This window comes from Vibrio sp. M260121, from assembly GCF_036533715.1.
In the GTDB taxonomy this organism is placed as follows: domain Bacteria; phylum Pseudomonadota; class Gammaproteobacteria; order Enterobacterales; family Vibrionaceae; genus Vibrio.
Window position 1 is genome coordinate 120,724 of record NZ_JATABF010000007.1, and the last position, 15,871, is coordinate 136,594.

Here is a 15,871-nt window from a genome sequence, read left to right on the forward strand (position 1 = left end):
TGTTCTCAATCTTATGTTCTTTTATTGCGACTCTTCAGTGAGCAATTGAGTCGCTTGAATTCCGTTTTCTTGTAAAAAGCCAAGAAGCTTAACCAGTGACTGAATATCGGCGGTTTTTTCAGCGCCAATCACAATCGGTTTATCTGTTGATTTACTTTCTTCTAGCAGAGCAATTGTGAAGTTTTCCCAATCGATGTAAGACTTGCCATTGATTGCCCAGTGCGGTTCGTCTTTAAGGATGTTGACCGTAATTGATTGTTTATCAACTTCGGCAACGGCTTGGGAATCAGTGCTTGGAAGGTTGACATCCAAAGAGTCGAGCTTGACCGCCGCAGTCAACATCAAGAACACCATTACAATAAAGATAATATCCAGTAACGGGGTTAGGTCCGGTGTTAAACCATGGCTGCTATTGTCTTGAGGTGCTTTAATCATGAGCTTCTCGCTTCAACATGATCAGCAACCGTTGCGATTTCTTTGTTGTTTTCTGGAGAAACGTGTTGCAAAGAAATACCTTCTAACCAAAGGTTTACGTAGTTCAGTGTGTGCTCAAGCTTAGCGATAACACGATCAGCCCAAAGACCAATCAGTTGTGCGCCAGAAATTGCGGGCAATGCAATGATCAAACCTGCTGCGGTCGTGCGCATCGCGAGACCAAGACCATCAGCCAAATCGTTTGGTGTGATGTTACCTGTAGAAGACGCAATGCCTTTAAACATATCGATCAGGCCAAGTACCGTACCTAATAAGCCGATAAGCGGGCTGATCACGCCAATCAGAGTCAATAAACGAAGACCTGAGTGCAATTGATGGCGCTTTTCTTGTAGCCAAATCCCTGCCGCATCTTCTCGCAAAGATTTAGAAAACGAGTGATGCGCTAGCAACATTGCAACACCACGATAAAGAAGAGGGCGTTTGCCAGAAAGTTCATCCGCTAGCGCTTCGATATCTTTGTTGTTGGTCGGATCAAGATTATTCAGCTTTTGACGAATTGCGCGCTTGCCTACGCCTAGACTGATGAATACTTGAAAGAGTCTTTCCGCAATGATCATGACTGTAAGTGCAGAGCAAATAACTAAAGGCCAAGTCATAAGACCAAATTGGGTTTGTAAATGTTGTAGCTGTTCCATTATCCATCCAACTTAAAACGAACTGGGATTTGAACTCGGTGAGCAACTTTTTGCCCGCCAGAAATATGTGGTGAGAATTGCCATTGTTTGATGGCACGCAGTGCTGAAACATCGAGCATTTCAGCACCAGAAGATTCGATAAGTATTAGTTTTACTTGGTTGCCATTTTCGTCCAACCAAACCTCATAAAGTGCCACGCCTTCGATACCACGCTTACGAGCTGAACGAGGGTAACGGGGCTGAACAGGCTGGGAAACAAAAGCAGGCTGGTCAATCATCACAGGCTGAGACGTTGCACCTTTTGATTGTTCCGTTGGTGCTGCTTTTTGTTGCGGTACAGGTTCTTTTGCCACTTTCTTTTCCACTTTCTCTTTTGGCTGTGGATCTTTCTTGGCAACAGGCTTAGATGTTTGCGGCTTCTTAACTGGCTTCGGTTTTTTCTCGACTGGTTTCTTTTTGATCGCTTCTTTCTTCACGATTGGCTTTTCTACCGTCTTTTTAACCGGTTTAGGCTCTGGCTTTGGCTGAGGCTTTTTTTGTGGCTCTGGTTGTTTCTCTTCTACCACTTCTTGTGGTGTCGGTTCAGCTTGGACTGGTTTGGGAGCCGAGACTAAATTGAGGCTAACCGAGCTAGTAGGATTCCCTGCTGGCATTGCAAACACCTTCGTCTCTTGAGAGACAAAAAGCAGTGCAGCGTGCACCACTAAAGAGGCGCCTCCGGCAATGACATATCTTTTTACGTTCACGGGTAAATCTCGGTATTGCTAATCATTATCAACTTGGACTGATTATTACTTACAAAAGAAATAAGATCAATTATCAATTGCATTATCATTACGGCCAAATTATGATCTTTGCAGTTTTTTTGAAATGAGCCTCAATCCTTTGTGTGGTGGGCTTTAAGTGAGTAAATATGACCGTCGATATTTATAAATTTGACGAATCAATCCTTGGGAGTGATAGCCCCGATCCGTTGCGCTTTGCTTTTGTGAAAAAACACTCTGCGCATGCGGGTGGCAGTAGCATGCCAGTGCCGCCGCCACAACAAGGTGACATCCTATCGAGAATCACCTCGGAAACGACGACTAAGAACAATAAGCGCTGCTTATATATTCATGTTCCATTCTGTCGAGTGCGCTGTACTTTCTGTAACTTCTTCCAAAATGCTGCCAGCCGTAAGTTAGTCGATGAATACTTTGATGCTCTGATGAAAGAGCTAAAAGAGAAAGCGGCGATGCCGTGGACGCAAAGTGGCATTTTCCATGCGGTTTACATCGGCGGTGGCACGCCAACGGATCTGGCACCAGAACAAGTTCGTATTCTTGGTCAGGCCATTCACGACTACTTCCCTCTAGCAGCTGACTGCGAAATTACACTTGAAGGTCGTATCAACCGATTCTCAGACGAGTTGTATCAAGGTGCGCTCGACGGTGGATTCAATCGTTTCTCATTTGGTGTGCAGAGCTTTAATACCAAAGTTCGTCGCAGTGCTAAGCGTTTGGATGATCGCGAAGACGTATTGAATCGCGTTAGTGAGTTGGCAAAAGAAGACAAGATCCCTGTCATCATCGATTTACTTTACGGCCTGCCTTACCAAACAAAAGACGTTTTAGAGCAAGATCTTAAGGACTTCATGTCTACAGGCGCTCATGGTTTGGACCTTTATCAGTTAGTGGTTGGCGGTACAGCGCCAATGCTCAATTTGGTTGAAAAAGGCAAAATGCCGCCACCTGCAACGACACCGGAAAAAGCGGGCATGTACGAGCTTGGCGCCAAGTTTATGGCAGAGCACCACATGAAGCAGCTTAGCGTGAATCACTGGGCGATCGATAACCGTGAACGCAGCTTATACAACAGCTTAGCGAAGACCTATGCAGAAGTGCTGCCTGTCGGTTGTGGCGCGGGCGGTAACATCGGTGGTTACGGCATGATGCAGCACCGCACGCTAGACACTTACATTAAAGCTGTAAATGAAGGGCAGAGCACCATCGCAATGATGATGAAGCAAAGCCCACTTGAGCCGCTATTCGCAGCACTGAAGTCCGGCTTTGATCGAGGCATTGTTCAGGCGAGTAAGCTGCCAGCATTTATGGGCGAAGACACCTTTAATTTCCTGATGCCACTATTCAAAGTTTGGCATGACAAAGGTTTGGTCGAGTTACAAGAGCGCAGTTTAGTACTGACGTTAGCAGGTAGCTTCTGGGCAGTGTCTCTGGCTCAGGCATGTATTCAAGTACTGACTTCTGAAATGAACGAAAACGTACCAAAAGTATCTAACAATTAATCTGAAAGAAATGGAAAAAACAATGGAATCAATTAAGCAACAGGTCGAAGCCCTACTAGAACAAGAGCCGCAACTACTTCCAGCAGCAATGGCTGAGCGCCTTGGTGTATCAGAGTTTGAAGTGGTAGCTGCACTTCCTCAAGAGATGGTTGCAGTAGGTCCTGGTGAGCAAGCACAAAGCATTTTAGAAGGTCTTGTTGGTTTTGGCCCAGTAACAACTATCGTTCATTCTTTTGGTTCTATCTTTGAAGTAAAAGCGCCGTTCCCGAAAGGTAAAGTTGCTCGTGGTTACTACAACCTTATGGGCAAAGAAGGTGAGCTTCATGGCCACCTAAAACTGGATAACGTGAAAAACATTGCCTTAGTAAGTAAACCGTTTATGGGACGTGAGAGCCATTACTTTGGTTTCTTCTCTGAGTGTGGCAGCAACATCTTTAAGATTTACCTAGGCCGCAACGAGAAGCGTGAGCTAATCGAAGATCAAGTAACAGCATTCCGTGCAATGCAAGCAGAGTTCAACAAGTAGTCTCGAATGAGCATGACACTGCACTAATTCGTTAGCGCAGTGTCATTTTATTAAAGAATAACCGAGTTAAAACTCGGAACAACAAACAAGTAAAGTTAGGTATCAAAATGGATCAGCAAGTTAAACAAGAGCGTTTACAAGGTCGTCTAGGACCAGAAATCAAGGAATTTCGTCAGGAGCGTCGTACCATTCAATTGGCAACCGTTGATGCGGAAGGCCGTCCAAACGTAAGTTACGCACCATACGTTCAAAACCAGGAAGGTTACTTCGTTCTTATTTCTCAGATTGCTCGTCACGCACGCAACCTACTAGAGAATCCAAACGTATCTTTGATGATGATTGAAGACGAAGACTCGTCGAAGCAGTTGTTCGCTCGTAAGCGTCTAACGTTTGATGCGGTTGCAACCGTTGTTGAGCGCGATACTGAAATGTGGCAACAAGTTGTTGGCCAGATGGAAGAACGTTTTGGTGAGATCATTGATGGTCTGAGCCAACTAGAAGACTTCGTTCTGTTCAACCTAAAAGCAGAACAAGGTCTATTCGTAAAAGGCTTTGGTCAAGCTTACCAAGTATCGGGCGATGATCTGGTTGATTTCGTTCACCTTCAAGAAGGTCACAAGAAAATCGAAAACGCATAAGCCGATTTTCTAACTTATGATCGTCTAAACGGATGTGAATGCCCAAAGGGAGTTAGGTTATACTGACTCCCTTTTTTATTAGAACCAAAGCACAGAGAAAGAGCATGAGACCAGTAAGCAAGGAACTTAGCGAGATTTGTTACCCATTCATCTATGAAGACAGCCCAGTATGTGACTTTGAAATCACCGCTGATGAGTTGTGTAGCCGAATTGGGCTGGTTCTATCGATGGAACTCGATGACTTTAGCCGCGACATACTGACTCGAATGCAGCCAAACGTATACCATGTAAATGGCTCTATCCGCGGAAAACTCGCGATTACTGAAGCGGAAGTCGATGAGCTAAAAGCCGATTACGATGCAATCAAAGCTCGTATCGATGGCGGCTTTAAGGGGGTTGTGCTTCCTGGTGGCCACCCAACGTCTAGCCAATTGCATCTGTGTCGTTGCCAAGCAAAAAAGGTGGTTCGTGCATTGGTTGCCGTTGAGCATTCAGGTAAGAAGCAACCCGATCCTATTTTGTTCCGCTATTCAAACCTGCTCGCGAATGTGCTCTACAGTCTGGCGTCTTACATAAACCACATTTATCAAGTCGAAGAAACTGAGTTTGTGTCTCGCAGCTACACAATGCCAAGTAAATAGGCAAAATATCACCTAATAGTCTGAATTTAATGACTTTAAGCTAGCCGTCGCAGAGTTCTCATTCGAGAGCTTTGATGACCTTTACCCATCTTTCTGCCTTTGTTTGAATAACGATTAAAATTGATTCAGAGGAAAGAAACGATGGGTTTAGTTGTTGGGGGGCCTTTATTGGTCTGGCTGTTTTGCGCGGTATTGTCTATCAGAGCGGGGTTTGTGTTGTTTGCAGGGCAGCATTTTTCGAGTGTTCTGATTGCTATAGCGTTAGCGGTGGTCGCGACAGCTTCTATTATTTTCTACAACTGGTATTCGATTGCGAAAAGGGAGGAGGTTTACTTTTTCTCCCTTGCAATGGAATTGTTGTGTCGCCCCGCATTGATTATGCCAGCGGTTATCGCGATAGGACTGTATTTCTTCGGCGGAGGGTTATTGCTCAATAGTCACATCAAAATGTTCGTCTTTGTTGCACTGTTTTCATGTTCGGTAGCGAGTATCACGAGTTTGTTCACTGCCGAAAAAGTTATTGATGTATATCAGATCAAGCAAACTTATTAGATATGATTATGAAGCTATCGCTTTTGCTTCCAGCTCTTTTGCACCGCGCAGCATCGCTTCAATCAATTCCCCAGCGTTGAATTTCTCTAATGCCTCGTGAGCACCAACTTGGTGAGCTCGGTCAACACAAATCTCGCTTGATAGAGACGTGTGAAGAATTCGGTAAGAGTTGTTCAGCGCAGAATCATTTTGAACTTCAAACGCAAGTTCATAACCATCGAGCCCTGGCATTTCAATGTCACTCACTAAAAGGTCAATCGGGCGGTTTGCTTCTGCATCTCGCTTCATCAAGTCGAGTGCGTCTGAGCCGTTTTTACAGATTTGATACGGGATGTTGATGCGGTCTAGCGCGTCGCTTAATTGTTTACGCGCAATCGAGGAATCGTCCACCAAAAGGATGTTAAGGGCTTTCAGACGTTCACGTTCGATGTCCGTCAGCATCGGAATCTTGGTGTTTTCATATTGAGGGTAGATCTTCGAGAGAAGAAGTTCCACATCTAGCATTTGGACGATCTTCTCTTCATAGCGAGTAATACCCGTTACAAAGATATTATGACCTGCACTTGATGGCGGTGTTTCGATAGATTTCCAGTCACATTCAATGATTTTCTCGATACTTCGCACCATAAATGCCACCACGGTACGTAGACAGTCCGTCACGATCAAATAGCAATTCTTGTATTCTTCTTCTTGGATAGGACGGAATCCAATTGCTGCCGCCATATCAATCACTGGCACCGTCAAATCACGAATCGTCACAGTGCCAATTACATGATGGTGCGAATAGGGGATTTTGGTGGTCGGCATATAAGGTACAATTTCACGGACTTTAAGTGTGCCAATTGCGAAGTTCTGTTGCAGGGTGAGTTTAAACACCAACATGCCTTGAGATTGGTTCGCTTTACTCGCGACTTTTGCCATGAAAATAACCTTATCAATATCACTGATTTATGTAACTAATCTAATCTTATAAGGCGACCGCTTCAACCGTAGAGCGTGGAAAAGGGAGCTTTTTAGGAAATAGCGCAAATTAAAGGTGGAATTGAATCGGTGAGCGGCCAAGTTTTCATCAAATTGTTAGATAGAACCGAATATCAAAAGATGAAGATAAGGACTGTATTAGAGAAATTATTGCGATATTGAAGCGATTCGGTAAACTTGCGCCACCCGAACAGTGAGAGACAGACACATGGCAAATACAGCAGCCGCTTTACACATTCTTGTAAAGCATAAAGAACAAGCTGAAGACATCATCCAGCAGCTTAAAAAAGGCGCTAAATTCCAGACATTGGCAAAGAAATACTCGACTTGCCCATCTGGTAAACGTGGTGGCGACCTAGGCGAGTTTCGCCGCGGTCAAATGGTGCCACAGTTCGACAAAGTTTGTTTTTCTGGTGAGGTTCTTACTCCACACCTAGTCAAAACTAAATTCGGTTGGCACGTTGTGAAGGTGTTATACCGCACTTAAAAAATAGCGCGTTTATCGCGCTATTTTTGTATCTAGCGTTCTTTATTCGTGCTCATCTCGTCTTCATTTCGAGTCTTCCTCTCCTTTCCTATCAATTTATAAACCGCACCAACTGTGACGTGAGCAGCAGTTTCGCTTTCTTAAATATTTGTTACATATCGAATTATTGCCCCATATTCACATTCTTACTGAGAGAAGGCGTAATAGTGAGAGTAGGCGCGATCAGAATGGTTTGTCTGCAAAATGCTTATAAAACAGGTGTTTAAATCGGTATCCTCGCGATCTTTGTTTTGGCTTGGGCGTTTGAATACTTTTAAACGGACGTTTAAACCTTAACTGGGGATGAGCTACGCCTTGTTTTTCCACCTAGCAGAAACGCAAAAGGGGTGAGGGAGGTTCGCTAATAGTTCTTATAATTTTGGCTATTGGATTCGCTCACGAAGAATACGAGTAACAATGGGTGAGCGAACGCGACGAGGAGAGAAACATGAGTGGCTTACAGGAAACACAATCAACAGGTGCAAATGTTATCTTGCACGCTTTTGATTGGAAGTATGCTGACATTGCCCAACGCGCAGCGGAAATCAGCGAGCTAGGTTATGGCTCGGTATTGGTTTCTCCGCCGATGAAAAGCGCACAAGATGAACGCTGGTGGCAGCGTTACCAACCTCAAGATTATCGTGTTATCGACAATGCGCTCGGTAATACCACAGATTTTAAAAACATGGTTGAAGCACTCGACCGTTTAGGTGTATTGGTTTACGCCGATGTCGTCTTTAATCACATGGCGAACGAAGCCCACCTGCGCTCGGATTTGCAATATCCACGTCAAGCCGTGATGGATGATTACCAGCAGAATGCAAGCAAGTATCAAGATCTGACTCTATTCGGTGACTTGTCAGAGCCGTTGTTTGATGAGAATGACTTCGTTGAAGCTTTTGGCATTAAAGATTGGAAAGACAAGTGGGAAGTTCAAAATGGTCGAATCTCGGGCGGTCCAACCGATCCTGGGTTGCCGACTTTACGTGTGTGCAAGCATGTTGTTGAGCAGCAACGTACTTACCTGAAAGCGCTTAAGGCTCTGGGCGTGAAAGGTTTCCGTATTGATGCCGCAAAGCACATGACGCTAGAACACCTAAAGTTGGTTTGGACCGAAGACATTACTCAAGACGTCCATATCTTTGGTGAAATCATCACAGATGGTGGCGCGACAGAAGAAGAATATGAGCTGTTCCTAGAACCGTATTTGAAAGAAACACGGTTAGGTGCATACGATTTTCCGTTGTTCTCAACCATCTTTAAGGCGTTCTCGAAGAAGGGCAGTTTTAAGTCTTTGATCGACCCGTACTGTTTTGGTCAGGCTTTATCTAACCGTCGAGCTATAACTTTCGCAATCACTCATGATATTCCAAACAATGATGTGTTCCTGGATTTGGTCATGGATGAAGAGAACGAATGGCTAGCGTATGCCTACATTCTGGGACGTGATGGCGGTGTTCCGCTTATCTACACGGATTTGGATACCAGTGGTATCAAGGGCGTGGATGGTAAACCAAGATGGCAGAATGCGTGGAAGGACGCACGTATGGCAAAGATGGTGGCATTCCATAATCTTGTTCATGGCGAGCCAATGACGGTACTGGAAGGTAACGACGATATGTTGGTACTTAAGCGCGGCGAGAAGGGCATCTTGGTACTCAACAAATCTGCGCGAGCGCAATCACTGCAACTGACAGTGAACAAGGCTCTGGTTGATATGATGACCGGAGAAGAAGTGCCTAGCGGTGAAGAGATTAAAGTGGCGGCGAAATCAGCAATGCTGCTTGTAGAAAAGTAATACCCCTTAGAAGCGCAAACAGCTTTGGAGTTTGCGCTTCTTTTTTCCTTATTTTGTCGCTTGGGATTTAGTCGACGAGTTTAGCGACGATCTTTCCGACCGTTCGTTGCTGACGAATAGACACTAGAGCTTGAGCGACGTCTTTTAATGCGACGACTTCCAATTTAGGCACCATGACTTCACCACGTTCTAGCATGTGGGAGAATTCCACCCCGGCGTTAACGATAGACGCAAAACCTTTTTCACTGTGAACATGACCAGAGCCTAAGCTCAGTTGGTGGAAGGTGAGCCCTTGCAAAAATGCACCTGGGTATTCGGTTGCACGCGTTGTTCTTACTAGTTCTACCATTTCACCTTCAAAACCAAGCACAGAAGCACATAGAATGTCGTTGTCGCCGCCAACGCAGTCCAATGATACCTCTACGCCAAAGCCTTCAGTGATAGCCATGATCTGTTCACGTACATCCTCTTGTTTGTAGTCAATGACGTGTGTTGCACCCAACGAACGTACAAACTCGTGGTTTGCTTCAGAGCTTGTAGTGATGATGGTTTCTACACCGAAGAAGCGAGCGAGCTGAATGGCAAAGCTACCTACGCCACCAGAACCACCAGCAATAAAAATGCTCTTACGTGTAGAAATGTTCAGTTTATCAACGAGCGCTCGATAAGCCGTCCAGCCCGCACAAGGTGACGCGGCTGCGACTTCTGGAGCGACATCAGGGTGTGCAACCAACGTACGTGAGTCTTGAATTGCGTATTCGGCGAAACCACCGCTCATTCGACGCATGTTGCCATGATAGAGAACGCGATCACCTACCTGCCAACCCGATACCTTGTCACCGATGGCAACGATTTCCCCCGACACATCGAGGCCACCAACGAAAGTATTGTCCATGCCATCGACCATCTCGTGCCAAAGGTTCACTTTCGCATCGACAGGGTTGAGCCCAACGGCATGAACTTTTACTAACACATCTAACCCACTCGCAAGCGCTGGAGTGTCGATTTCGGTATAGGTGAAGGTATCTTGATCTTTTTGGTAAGTGATCGCTTTCATTCTTTTCCTCTAAGGGCATAAAGCACCGAGTTATATGGCTTAATAACGTTAGAATAGTTGGAAATCTTCATTTTGTTCCACGTATATTAGCCTTAAGGTAATGCTTTCAAAAATCATCATTTGTTCTCATATTCATAAACTTATGTAATCCAAATTGAGTTATTGTCTTATTTATGTGCTGTGAGGATAAAAAAAGCGCCGAGTAAGTCGGCGCCTTTGGTAGATGTTTGTCCAAACACCTTTCAAGTTCTGCTTTTTACGTAATTTGAGTTATTTCACCAAGTGCTGACCCATGACGCCATCGCCTTTTTGTAAGCGAGATGAAATGTCACCAAACAGAACCGGCAAATCGGCTTTGATGGTGTAGTTATGTCCGTCATTCAACTTGTTAAGGTCCACTGAGTACTGCGTGTAACTGTCATCATATTGGTAACGCACGTTCATCACTTTTTGGTCTAGGTTGTACACCAAACCATAGATGGTTGCGTAGCCACGCATTTCGCCATTCACTGAGCGGTTTGCGGCGTCCAATGGGATTTTGTAGGTCACACTATCCAGTTTCGCAATGCCATTGGTGTAGCTGCTAGGCTCTTTAAGCTGGTCCTTCATGTAGCTGTTCCAGATAAAACGTTGAGCAGAATTAATGTTACCCGGGATCGGGAACTCACCATTCACATCACTCTTCGCTTTTGGTTGCGCTTCTTGCCAGTTTTTCAAGTGTTGCGCGTACTCTGGGCTGTTAGTCATCACGTCATATTGTTTGCCGTGATGAACTTGCCAAGCCCCGTCGATGTATTCCAACACAGCAGAGTCACCACTTGCGTCTTCTAATGAGTAATGTCCCTTCATTTCGATGCCATTGTGGCTGAACTGTTGGATTTGGATTGAATCTAGATTCTTCAATGCTTCATCAACGGATGCAAAACTATCAATCAAATAGGCGACAAAGCGCGAGTTTTCGATTTGTTGTTTGCCAGCTTGTGGTGCGCCTGGGTTTTCTTCATCCAAGAACAGGGCATTCGCCGCAAAGCCTTTCTCGTTAAAGCCATCAATAATGCCCACGCCATAAATGCTCACACCGATAGAGGCGTATTTCGATGTCCATGTAAGCGCATCGTCTTTATCGTAGCCACGGTAGGTTTGGCCTGCGTGACGAACATCAATAGTTGGCTGATTGGCTTCCATCCAATCCATAGTACGAGAGACAAATACACCGTGATCTTGAGTCTCCCAAACTAAACGTGAACACGCATTTGCCGCAGTAGAGATGCTGCCGACTGCCATTGCAACAGATGCTGCTAGAAGTACTTTTTTGCTAAAACCTTTCATTGAATTGCCCTCGTAACGTTTCAATACGAGGTCATTATTACGCTTTCTTTTCACCATGTAATCTCAGTTATGTTGCAGATTTTGCAACAACTAGATTTGGATTGAGCTAAGATAAACGAGCTTATTGTTTGAGGATCTTCCAATGCCCAGAGCCAGTTTTGACCAACTTACTGCATTTGTCGCTGTGGCGGAGCATGGATCATTTAGCCAAGCCGCAAGAGTAATCGGGAAAGACAGAGCGACGCTGCATCACCAAGTCAGCGATCTAGAAATTGATTGGGATGTGATCTTGTTTGAACGCAAGGGAAGGACACCAGTCTTGACGGAAGTAGGAGCGACGTTACTTACTCAGGCCAAGCACATACTTTATCAAATGCAGTCCTTGGAGCTTTCCTGCGACAGCTACTCTCAAGGGGATGTTCCTGAGATAACGATTTGTCACGACATGTCGGTACCGTGTGATGCCATAGCGGACATCGACCTGTCTATGCGTAAGCAATACAAGAATACCGCGATTCATTGGTTACATCGCAGCCGAGATGAAGCGTTAGAAATGCTCATGATGAAACAAGCGGATTTTGCGGTGGTACTTAATAGCGGAAAAGCGTTCCCAACCGAAGGGATGTCGTTCATTAACTTGGGCTACCCAAGGTTTACCTTCTATGCGCATCAGAAAAGTCCAATAGCGCAGAAACCCGCTGTGACTCTGCAGGATCTCGCGTCACATCATCAGTACATTGCAGAGAATTTCAGCACTAGCGCACTTGGTAATCAACAGGTGATGTCACCGAATATCTCCCGAATCAGTAACATCGATGTGTTGATGCGACTATTGAAAAATGATGGCTTTGCCTTACTTCCTCATCATTTAGTGCAAGCTCATGATGAGAAAGGCGAATTTGTCCCGTTAAACATCGATTTTATGGCGAACGAAGGCCGTGCAGGTTATGTGCTACTAAAGCGAGGCAACACGCTAAGCCCTGTGCATCAAAAACTGGTGGCATTGGTGACCGAGTGGTTTGATAAGCAAGCTTAAAACTCTAAAGTTTATCTACTGGATTCGTACTGGATTAAGAAAGCACTAATCGTAGTGATATGTCACCATCATCGAGTACGCCATCCTCCTGAAATCCGAACGCACGATAAAGCTTACCTGCCTGCTGATTGGTTGGCTTGTGCATCGTAAGTAGGGTTTTACCGCCAAGTCGCCTCACCTCTTCAACAAGTAAGCTTAGTACCCGCTTGCCATAGCCTTTGTTCTGATGATCTTTGTCGATCATAAAACGAAATAGCCAGTAAATGGAGTAATCGAGTGGTTCATCTTCATGGCAAAAAGCGAGCAAACCGATCACCGTCTCTTGCTCATAAATCACTTTCAGCCGGTAGTCGGTTTCAAAGCGTGATTGAGCAATCGTAATCGCGTTGGAGGCAAGATTTTCTTCTTGTTCAGGATGCAGATTGAGACGAATACAGTCTAGGTAGTTTTCTTTGGTGAGCTCTCTTAGTGAGATCATAAATACGAGACTCCTTCTTCCTTAAAGCAAAAGAAGTAAAGCTTACTATTCAGTAAGATAGCAAATGAGATAACTAACGGTGGGGCAAAGCTGTGAGGGAGTTCATAGACAGGTGGCGCCAAAGAAGCCGCCAAGCTATTAGTATTTATAACGAGATGGTATATACCGCGAGGCTAGCACTTATCGCATGAAGAACCGTTTTGGTTGCAATCTGTCATACGACCTTGCTTGTCGAATGAGAAGCTACAACATTCTTCAAACAGCTTTTTCAATTCGACACGTCCTCTCTGTACGCGCGATTTGAGGGTTGAGTAGCTGATATCTTGTTCTTCAGCCAACTTCTTCTGGCTCATGCCTTCAAGCTCAATCGAAGAGAGCAGTTGCGATTGCTCATCTGGTAATGCTTGCACAAAGGGCGCAATACACTTTGACAGTTCTTGTTTCAGGTTTGATTCTTGCTCTTCAAACCAAAGATCGTCAGCAACGAGGTCATTATCACGCTGATTTCGCGCACGTTTACGGTAGAAATCGATGATGGCGTTATTGGCGATTTGGAATAGCCATGATTTCACGCTTGATACGTCGCGAATGTCCCCAAGATTCTGATACGTCTTGAGTAAGCTCTCTTGTTTTAAGTCGTCTACGTTGTCTTCATTACTGACTTTAGAGCGCAAGAAAGCATGAATAGCGTGTTCGTATTCGCTCCAGATCGATTCAAGGTTAGCAGTTTTCATTGATGCAACACTCGTCGCGTAGGAAGCCAATCACCGTATCTAAGCATTCATACTCAGCGACACAATACAAAGTGCGACCTTCACGGCGCTGACTGATTAAGCCGGCTGAGGCTAGGCTCGAAATGTGATGAGAAAGGGTAGAGGCTGGAATACCAAGTTTATCTTGTACGCCACCAACCGCGATTCCTTCATAGCCTGCTTTGACCACCTCTTTATAGATACATAAACGGGTAGGGTGTCCTAGCTCTTTGAGCGCTTTTGCTACAGCTTCGAGTTCCATACTGACCTCTTGGAATGACAGACGATAAATACATTTCGATGATAGTGAAAGTGTGGATGAATAGCAAACAAGAAAGTTTCAATAGTTAATTTGTTGATAAATAAGAAATTAAAACTACATTTCGATATTTATCGAAACATAATGGTTGACGCATTGTTTTTTAATTCTATAATTCGAGAAAAATAGAAATGAAGGATTCAGCTTCATTAGGAAATTTACAGTTACTGATGTGACATCAGTAGGAGAATCAATATGAATCCAGAAATCATGACTATGGCTAAGGAAGCGCTTGATATGTTTGCGTTTCTAGCAACCGAACTTATCATCCTATTCCTAGCGATTAGCTACATTGTGGGTGTGTTGCAAGATTTTCTAACGCCAGAAAAAATTCAATCGATCCTGAGCTCGAAAAAGGGTAAAGGCTACTTCATTGCTGCGCTATTAGGTTCGATTACGCCTTTCTGTTCGTGTTCGACGATTCCTTTCTTGAAAGGTCTATTGCGTGCAAGAGCAGGTTTCGGACCTATGATGGTGTTCTTATTTGCAAGTCCACTGCTTAACCCAGTGATCATTGGCTTGTTTGTGGTGACCTTTGGTTGGAAAGTCGCGGCATTCTACTTTGCTATCGCAATGACGGTGTCTGTGGTTGCGGGCTATGTACTAGAAAAGCTGGGCTTTGAACGTTACGTAAAACCAGAAGCGTACGAAGCAGCAGGCACCTCTTCATGTGGTACATCTTGCGGTGATTCAAGCAAGAAAAAAGAAGAAGCGAAACCATTATCAAGCTGCAGTACCAGCGGTTGTGGCGAACCTGCACCAGTTGCAGCAAAAACATCATGCTGTAGTGAGCCTGCGCCTGTGGTAGCGAAAACATCTTGTTGTGGTGATAGCGCACTAAAAGCAGAACCTAAAGTAGAAGTGTCTTGCTGCTCATCAGACGGTATTGCAACAGTGACAATCGTGGAAGAAAAAGAACCTAGCCGCTGGGTACGTATTTGGCACTCAACTTGGAAAGACTTCAAACAAGTGTTCCCTTACCTGATGATGGGTATCGCGATTGGTTCATTCATTTACGGCTTCATCCCAACGGATCTTATTGCGGAGTACGCAGGTGAAGCGAAGTGGTACGCGATTCCAGTAGCAGCAATTATTGGTATTCCATTGTACATCCGTGCAGAGGCCGTAATTCCACTAAGCGCAGCACTAGTACAAAAAGGTATGGCACTGGGTTCAGTAATGGCTCTTATCATTGGTAGCGCAGGTGCAAGTCTTACAGAAGTGATTCTGTTGAAATCAATCTTTAAGAACCAAATGATTGCAGCCTTCCTATTCGTTATCTTAACGATGGCAATGGGCGCAGGTTACCTATACACCTTCATCTTTGCTTAATGTAATTAAGTAAACTGAAAAACAAAAATCCCCAAGTTTCGGCTTGGGGATTTTTATTCTAAAAGACTTAAAGCTTATCGCTCGCCAAGCACTTCAAATTCATCGTAAGTGAGGCGAGATAGGCCATCTTCTTGAATTTCCCATAACTCTTTGTGCACGACACCAAACGCCTTGTTCATCTTCCAATCTGACGTAAGAATGTAGCCATTTTCGCTGTCTTAAGTAAAGGTAACTTAGAGAGGTTAAGTGTCATCTATGCCTTTGTTGCAACTCGTTTATTGGCGTTGCGCATCATTAAAGAAGTTGATGAGCTAACGAAAGAAAGTTGTGAAAAGGTATTGGGCAAAAAAGCTTGGAAGCTAATGTGGTTGAAACTAGAAAGTAAGACGTTACCTAAAGAAACGCCGGATATGGGCTGGGCGTACAAAAATCTTGCCAAATTAGGTGGTTGGAAAGATACCAAGAGGACGGGCAGAGCTTCAATAAAGGCAC

The 15,871-nt window shown here is 44.6% G+C and carries 18 protein-coding genes and 2 pseudogenes; 10 read left to right on the plus strand and 10 right to left on the minus strand.

From position 1 onward, the window contains the following. Positions 1-21: 21 nt before the first annotated feature. The 3 genes from QTO06_RS06560 to QTO06_RS06570 are packed head-to-tail and all read right to left on the minus strand — an operon-like array spanning position 22 to position 1,876. Positions 22-435, minus strand: a complete 414-nt coding sequence (locus tag QTO06_RS06560; RefSeq protein ID WP_005441127.1) for an ExbD/TolR family protein — start codon at positions 433-435, stop codon at positions 22-24. Further along, entirely contained in the window at positions 432-1,130 is a 699-nt protein-coding gene (locus QTO06_RS06565) for a MotA/TolQ/ExbB proton channel family protein (RefSeq protein WP_005441125.1), read from the minus strand. Before QTO06_RS06565 ends, QTO06_RS06560 begins: the two co-directional genes overlap by 4 nt. Beyond that, complete coding sequence (locus QTO06_RS06570; RefSeq protein ID WP_331407246.1) at positions 1,130-1,876, minus strand: energy transducer TonB; 747 nt, start codon at positions 1,874-1,876, stop codon at positions 1,130-1,132. Before QTO06_RS06570 ends, QTO06_RS06565 begins: the two co-directional genes overlap by 1 nt. 167 nt (positions 1,877-2,043) lie before the next feature. Between QTO06_RS06570 and hutW the strand changes: the two genes are divergently transcribed. The 5 genes from hutW (at position 2,044) to QTO06_RS06595 (ending at position 5,771) form a co-directional block, all read left to right on the plus strand. Then, positions 2,044-3,414, plus strand: coding sequence for a heme anaerobic degradation radical SAM methyltransferase ChuW/HutW (hutW, locus tag QTO06_RS06575; protein ID WP_331407247.1), 1,371 nt, complete (start codon positions 2,044-2,046; stop codon positions 3,412-3,414). 22 nt (positions 3,415-3,436) lie between these two features. Next, positions 3,437-3,940 carry a heme utilization cystosolic carrier protein HutX gene (hutX, locus tag QTO06_RS06580; protein WP_331407248.1) on the plus strand — a complete coding sequence of 168 codons (504 nt, stop codon included), beginning with the start codon at positions 3,437-3,439 and terminating at the stop codon, positions 3,938-3,940. A 107-nt stretch (positions 3,941-4,047) separates the two neighbouring features. Further along, positions 4,048-4,578: a heme utilization protein HutZ gene (hutZ, locus tag QTO06_RS06585; protein WP_331407249.1), complete on the plus strand. Its 531-nt coding sequence runs from the start codon at positions 4,048-4,050 to the stop codon at positions 4,576-4,578. A 104-nt stretch (positions 4,579-4,682) separates the two neighbouring features. After that, entirely contained in the window at positions 4,683-5,219 is a 537-nt protein-coding gene (locus QTO06_RS06590; protein WP_331407250.1) for an ATP:cob(I)alamin adenosyltransferase, read from the plus strand. Between the two features lie 141 nt (positions 5,220-5,360). Next, a complete protein-coding gene (locus QTO06_RS06595) occupies positions 5,361-5,771 on the plus strand; it encodes a hypothetical protein (protein WP_331407251.1) in 411 nt (136 codons plus the stop codon). A gap of 6 nt (positions 5,772-5,777) precedes the next feature. Here QTO06_RS06595 and QTO06_RS06600 read toward each other — a convergent pair whose 3' ends face one another. Further along, positions 5,778-6,692 carry a chemotaxis protein gene (locus QTO06_RS06600; protein ID WP_038867269.1) on the minus strand — a complete coding sequence of 305 codons (915 nt, stop codon included), beginning with the start codon at positions 6,690-6,692 and terminating at the stop codon, positions 5,778-5,780. Positions 6,693-6,945: 253 nt separating this feature from the next. Here QTO06_RS06600 and ppiC point away from each other — a divergent pair, with 253 nt between their 5' ends. Both ppiC and QTO06_RS06610 read left to right on the plus strand, forming a co-directional pair. Further along, positions 6,946-7,239, plus strand: coding sequence for a peptidylprolyl isomerase PpiC (gene ppiC / locus QTO06_RS06605; protein WP_223976268.1), 294 nt, complete (start codon positions 6,946-6,948; stop codon positions 7,237-7,239). A 487-nt stretch (positions 7,240-7,726) separates the two neighbouring features. Next, the gene (locus tag QTO06_RS06610; RefSeq protein ID WP_331407252.1) at positions 7,727-9,076 is read left to right on the plus strand and encodes an alpha-amylase family protein; all 1,350 of its coding nucleotides are present in this window, start codon (positions 7,727-7,729) and stop codon (positions 9,074-9,076) included. Positions 9,077-9,143: 67 nt separating this feature from the next. Here the strand turns inward: QTO06_RS06610 and QTO06_RS06615 are convergent, their stop codons facing one another. Beyond that, positions 9,144-10,133 (minus strand): zinc-binding dehydrogenase, encoded by a 990-nt coding sequence (locus QTO06_RS06615; protein ID WP_331407253.1) that lies wholly within the window; start codon positions 10,131-10,133, stop codon positions 9,144-9,146. 270 nt (positions 10,134-10,403) lie between these two features. Beyond that, entirely contained in the window at positions 10,404-11,519 is a 1,116-nt protein-coding gene (locus tag QTO06_RS06620) for a linear amide C-N hydrolase (protein WP_331407254.1), read from the minus strand. Between the two features lie 85 nt (positions 11,520-11,604). Here QTO06_RS06620 and QTO06_RS06625 point away from each other — a divergent pair, with 85 nt between their 5' ends. After that, positions 11,605-12,498, plus strand: a complete 894-nt coding sequence (locus QTO06_RS06625) for a LysR family transcriptional regulator (RefSeq protein ID WP_331407255.1) — start codon at positions 11,605-11,607, stop codon at positions 12,496-12,498. A gap of 34 nt (positions 12,499-12,532) precedes the next feature. Here the strand turns inward: QTO06_RS06625 and QTO06_RS06630 are convergent, their stop codons facing one another. From QTO06_RS06630 to QTO06_RS06640, 3 genes are all read right to left on the minus strand, one after another. Continuing rightward, complete coding sequence (locus QTO06_RS06630) at positions 12,533-12,976, minus strand: GNAT family N-acetyltransferase (protein WP_282066338.1); 444 nt, start codon at positions 12,974-12,976, stop codon at positions 12,533-12,535. A 173-nt stretch (positions 12,977-13,149) separates the two neighbouring features. Continuing rightward, a complete protein-coding gene (gene sigZ, locus QTO06_RS06635) occupies positions 13,150-13,710 on the minus strand; it encodes an RNA polymerase sigma factor SigZ (RefSeq protein ID WP_331407256.1) in 561 nt (186 codons plus the stop codon). Beyond that, positions 13,697-13,990 (minus strand): ArsR/SmtB family transcription factor, encoded by a 294-nt coding sequence (locus QTO06_RS06640; RefSeq protein WP_005433559.1) that lies wholly within the window; start codon positions 13,988-13,990, stop codon positions 13,697-13,699. The genes sigZ and QTO06_RS06640 overlap by 14 nt, the downstream gene beginning before the upstream one ends. A 252-nt stretch (positions 13,991-14,242) precedes the next feature. On the opposite strand from QTO06_RS06640, the gene QTO06_RS06645 reads away from it, so the two are divergent. After that, complete coding sequence (locus QTO06_RS06645) at positions 14,243-15,379, plus strand: permease (protein ID WP_331407257.1); 1,137 nt, start codon at positions 14,243-14,245, stop codon at positions 15,377-15,379. A 74-nt stretch (positions 15,380-15,453) separates the two neighbouring features. Here QTO06_RS06645 and QTO06_RS06650 read toward each other — a convergent pair. Beyond that, positions 15,454-15,597, minus strand: a pseudogene (locus QTO06_RS06650) (isochorismatase); the annotation flags it as partial. A 12-nt stretch (positions 15,598-15,609) separates the two neighbouring features. Between QTO06_RS06650 and QTO06_RS06655 the strand changes: the two are divergent. Further along, positions 15,610-15,871: pseudogene (locus tag QTO06_RS06655) on the plus strand (IS4 family transposase); the annotation flags it as partial.

Coding starts and splice junctions, on each gene's coding strand:
- QTO06_RS06565 (WP_005441125.1), bottom strand. CDS start 1,130: ATGGAACAGCTACAACATTTACAAACCCAATTTGGTCTTATGACTTGG.
- hutW (WP_331407247.1), top strand. CDS start 2,044: ATGACCGTCGATATTTATAAATTTGACGAATCAATCCTTGGGAGTGAT.
- QTO06_RS06600 (WP_038867269.1), bottom strand. CDS start 6,692: ATGGCAAAAGTCGCGAGTAAAGCGAACCAATCTCAAGGCATGTTGGTG.
- QTO06_RS06645 (WP_331407257.1), top strand. CDS start 14,243: ATGAATCCAGAAATCATGACTATGGCTAAGGAAGCGCTTGATATGTTT.
- QTO06_RS06595 (WP_331407251.1), top strand. CDS start 5,361: ATGGGTTTAGTTGTTGGGGGGCCTTTATTGGTCTGGCTGTTTTGCGCG.
- QTO06_RS06625 (WP_331407255.1), top strand. CDS start 11,605: ATGCCCAGAGCCAGTTTTGACCAACTTACTGCATTTGTCGCTGTGGCG.
- QTO06_RS06620 (WP_331407254.1), bottom strand. CDS start 11,519: ATGGTGAAAAGAAAGCGTAATAATGACCTCGTATTGAAACGTTACGAG.
- hutX (WP_331407248.1), top strand. CDS start 3,437: ATGGAATCAATTAAGCAACAGGTCGAAGCCCTACTAGAACAAGAGCCG.
- QTO06_RS06590 (WP_331407250.1), top strand. CDS start 4,683: ATGAGACCAGTAAGCAAGGAACTTAGCGAGATTTGTTACCCATTCATC.
- hutZ (WP_331407249.1), top strand. CDS start 4,048: ATGGATCAGCAAGTTAAACAAGAGCGTTTACAAGGTCGTCTAGGACCA.
- QTO06_RS06640 (WP_005433559.1), bottom strand. CDS start 13,990: ATGGAACTCGAAGCTGTAGCAAAAGCGCTCAAAGAGCTAGGACACCCT.
- QTO06_RS06630 (WP_282066338.1), bottom strand. CDS start 12,976: ATGATCTCACTAAGAGAGCTCACCAAAGAAAACTACCTAGACTGTATT.
- QTO06_RS06560 (WP_005441127.1), bottom strand. CDS start 435: ATGATTAAAGCACCTCAAGACAATAGCAGCCATGGTTTAACACCGGAC.
- QTO06_RS06615 (WP_331407253.1), bottom strand. CDS start 10,133: ATGAAAGCGATCACTTACCAAAAAGATCAAGATACCTTCACCTATACC.
- sigZ (WP_331407256.1), bottom strand. CDS start 13,710: ATGAAAACTGCTAACCTTGAATCGATCTGGAGCGAATACGAACACGCT.
- QTO06_RS06610 (WP_331407252.1), top strand. CDS start 7,727: ATGAGTGGCTTACAGGAAACACAATCAACAGGTGCAAATGTTATCTTG.